Annotated in this window: 4 protein-coding genes; all 4 read right to left on the reverse strand. The window is 53.3% G+C overall.

Annotated elements, in window-relative coordinates; genetic code table 11:
- Window positions 1-11: 11 nt before the first annotated feature.
- Window positions 12-695, reverse strand: a complete 684-nt coding sequence (locus J07HQW2_RS03150; protein ID WP_343122476.1) for a helix-turn-helix domain-containing protein — start codon at window positions 693-695, stop codon at window positions 12-14.
- A 172-nt stretch (window positions 696-867) separates the two neighbouring features.
- Window positions 868-2100: an MFS transporter gene (locus tag J07HQW2_RS03155; protein WP_021053872.1), complete on the reverse strand. Its 1233-nt coding sequence runs from the start codon at window positions 2098-2100 to the stop codon at window positions 868-870.
- A gap of 99 nt (window positions 2101-2199) precedes the next feature.
- Window positions 2200-2349 carry an acetate--CoA ligase family protein gene (locus J07HQW2_RS17545; RefSeq protein ID WP_021053873.1) on the reverse strand — a complete coding sequence of 50 codons (150 nt, stop codon included), beginning with the start codon at window positions 2347-2349 and terminating at the stop codon, window positions 2200-2202.
- Window positions 2328-3642 (reverse strand): acetate--CoA ligase family protein (locus J07HQW2_RS03160; protein ID WP_021053874.1); only part of this gene is annotated, 1315 nt, incomplete at its 5' end. The genes J07HQW2_RS17545 and J07HQW2_RS03160, both read right to left, overlap by 22 nt.

The raw sequence follows: 3642 nt of genomic DNA on the forward strand, positions 1-3642 counted from the left end.
GTTGGTAGATGCTAGTCTTTATTCGCAGAAAAGGCAAGCCCGAGAAGTTCACTCTCTGCGAGTCGGAGACGTTCACTGAATGTCGATTGGGCGATATCAAGTTCGGCTGCAACGTCATCAGCGGAAGCCGTACGGGGGGTGTCGAAGTATCCCATCTTGTAAGCGACCTGGAGGATAAGCAACTGATCATCGGAGAGTTCATTTCGAACAACACGACTGAGTTGACCACTTCCCAACGGTGCACCTGTAGTCTCAACTTGGCTCACGCTCAGGAGTTCGAACTTCCCATACTGTTCTTGTAACTTGTCGGCTAGCCTCCGGAAGTCGTCCCACGCAGCGACAGTTGCGACGCCGCTGAATCGATCCGAGGTTAGGACGAGGCGGTTTGGGATCGATTTCTCCCGCAAAAGTAGACCCAGAAGGAACGGATAAGGCTCATGGGCTACGATATTAAAACGATACGTTTGCTGGTTGTTGCGGTCGTCAGATACTTGCTCAAAATGGAGCAATTCGACACCGGAAAGCGATTCTATCATTGCTTCCGGATCGATTGGACTCTCCGGAATGACCAGTAACGATTCGATCCAGTCACCGTCAGCAGCGTAGAACACATTTTCAAACTCAATGCGACAGGTCTCCGAAAGCTGTGAGACGAGCAGATTGGCGACACCCGACGGCGCTGTCTCAAAATCGATACGGGAGAATCTCGAATCACCTTTTTATTATTTGTTAGGATATTGTATAACTATGTTCAAATCAGGTGGTAATGTCGGCTCTGGCACTGTTCATATCTCGATGATGACCGACCTAGATCAAGAGAACCGTTAAATCGAAAACGCTGGATTTCGACGGTAACATGTGGGTCTATCACTCGATTACCCACAGAAGTGCTGTCAGTGTGGTCGCGATGCCAAGCGCGGCTGTTAAGACAGTAAATGCGACTCGGAACCCACTCACCTCAGAGAGGTATCCAGCGGCTGCAGGACCGACAGCGCCAGCTGCGACCAGTAGTGTTCGGACGACTCCAAGAGACCCCTTCGCAATGCTCTCAGGAAGGACCGTCATCAAATATGCACCCCGAACCGGTCGGTATCCGTGAGCTCCGAGACCAAGCACAACCATGGTGGCACCGAGTCCAACCGCCCCAGCGACGCCTGATAGCACGACGAGTCCTGCGAGCCCAACTGTCGCGAAAGCGAGTGTTCCCACGAGGAGCGGAAAAATACCTACTCTATCACTCGCTTCTCCAGTGGCTAGCTGGATTAGACTGACCACGAAGAGAGAACTAAATAGTAAATTCGACATCACTGGTGGTAGACCGCCCGCCTCGGTAAGGTATAACGGAAGGAACGCAACGATTGCATTGTAAGCGAACGAGAATAAAATAGTGATACTGACGAAAATAGAAAATTTTGGTCGGCGGAACAATCCGATGTACTCCCGAAACTGAGGTGAGCTATCGTCTCTGCTGCCAGTAGTCGAACAGTCCTCTAAGTGACGCGGCACGCGGATGAGAAACATAAATCCAACAACTAGAGCTGTGAGGCCGCCGACCAGAAACAGTGTCCGCCAAGGCGCCCCGAATATTCCGGGGAGCGACATTGCAGCCACGACTGCCGCAGGTGCTGCGACACCGGCCATGCTACCGACCGTATCGAACACACCCAGCGAACGACCGGTTTCAGAAGGATAGATTCGCGAGAGTAACTCGATGGCAACAGTTTTATACGTACCCGTTCCTGCCCCAATGAGCAACATCGCACCCGCTAGGGCGGCAAACGGGGCGTTCATCATTAACACGAGTGCGCCAAAGCCAGTCACGATGCCCCCGGCAGTAATTACACTCACCGATCCTACCCGGTCAGCAACGACCCCTGATGGAAATTGCATCACTGCGTACACGAGCATGAGACCACTGAATGTCGTTCCAAGTGTAGTCCGCGAGACTGTATATATCGACTCAAAATGCCCAAATAAGGGTGGAAAGGCGTAACGTAGAAATTTTCCGAGGAACCATACTAATGCGGTCAACGCCAGCGCATCATAGCGATAGAGGTGTGACAGAGAGACGGACCGGTTGGTCATGATATCAGGTGTCATGGTGGGAATAGCTGGATGCGAGTCTCAATTTGGAGTCACCGCCGTCCATTGCTTGCGACTATCAGTCGCTGACAGCCCTCAATGAGCTGTATTGATATATCACTCACAAGTCCGAACGAGAGTGTCTAGTGCAACCGGACCGTCCTCAGTTACGACAATAGGATTGAGATCTAGTTCTGCGATCATGTCGGCGTCTGTGGCTAAGTCGCTGACTCGGATAAGTAAGTCTACGACGGCGTTGATAGACATCGTAGTCCGTCACGTCGGTCGTTTAACACTGATGCGAGAGTCGTCTCCTCGATAGCCGCTCGCGCGTCAGTCCGTGAGAACGGTGGGACAAGCGTAGCACTTTGCCCGAGGGCCTCCACGAGCACGCCACCTGGACCAACGGAGACGAGCGATCCGAACACTTCATCAGGAGCAATTCCTATAATAGATTCTATGTCATTATTCATCATAGGCTGGATTAATACGCCTTCAATATCGACTGGATCGACGACCGTCAGTGCAGAGTTCATTACCTCTTCATATGCGTCACGAGCAGCCTCAATCGACTCCACACCGAGCCGCACAGCACCGACATCGGTGCGGTGAGGCAGTGCCGGCGAATCGATCTTGAGGACGACTGGGAACCCAAGATCATCGGCTGCTGTTGCTGCCTCGTCAATATCGGTCGCCAAGCGCGACTCAATTACGGGAATATCATACGAGTTCAACAAGCGCTCGGACTGTGCCCAGGTGAGCACTTGTCCCCGTGGAAGGTCATGGTCAGTATCGATCTTGCGTGCATCGGCAACAAGTCTACCCCGGGATGGTTGGTCCGTCAGGTGATTGCACGCGGTCACGAAATCGGTCGTTGAGGCAAGGGCATCCATGCATCGACCAGGGTCTTCGTATACAGGGACTGAATCCCGCAGACGAGTGTACGGTGGTGCTTCTGTCGGGTCGTCTGGTTCCTTACGCCCGGTCCAAAGAATGTAGACAGGATCGTCGGCCTCAGTGGTGATTGTGGCTAGCGCTTCTGCGATTGTCTCTGCACGTTCATCCACCCCCGGCAGACCGATAGCAAAAACGTACGCGTCGAACACATCGTCGTTAAGCACTGCGTCGGCAATTTCAGGGAGGACATGGGCGCCATACCCGCGGATATCCGCCGGATTATTGAATCTGCCGTAAGCTAGTAGTTCCTCAATATCTAGTAATTTCTGTTCGGTCTCACCACTGATATCCGGGAGTGTGAGCCCCCGTTCGGCAGCCATATCGGCAAGAAGGCTTGCCAGCCCACCACTTGTTGAGGCAATACAGACGCTATCGCCATCTGGGTCGTCATACGTAGTGTGAGCACTCGCGCGCGCAAGCAAATCAGGGATGTCCGGAACGCGTTCGATGCCAGTTTGCCTGAAGGCTGCCTCCCAGGCGTCGTCGTCGCCGGTGAGGGATCCAGTGTGACTCAGTGTTGCTGCCTCCGCTAGTTCCGAAGATCCGATCTTCACCGTGAGAACCGGCGTGCCGTTGCGGATGGCGGTCTCAGAGACCTCTAAG

This window comes from Haloquadratum walsbyi J07HQW2 (assembly GCF_000415985.1).
Lineage (GTDB): Archaea > Halobacteriota > Halobacteria > Halobacteriales > Haloferacaceae > Haloquadratum > Haloquadratum walsbyi_B.

Bases quoted from the DNA above. Each gene is read 5' to 3' on its own strand.
- J07HQW2_RS03155 (WP_021053872.1), bottom strand. From the start codon at position 2,100: ATGACACCTGATATCATGACCAACCGGTCCGTCTCTCTGTCACACCTC.
- J07HQW2_RS17545 (WP_021053873.1), bottom strand. From the start codon at position 2,349: ATGTCTATCAACGCCGTCGTAGACTTACTTATCCGAGTCAGCGACTTA.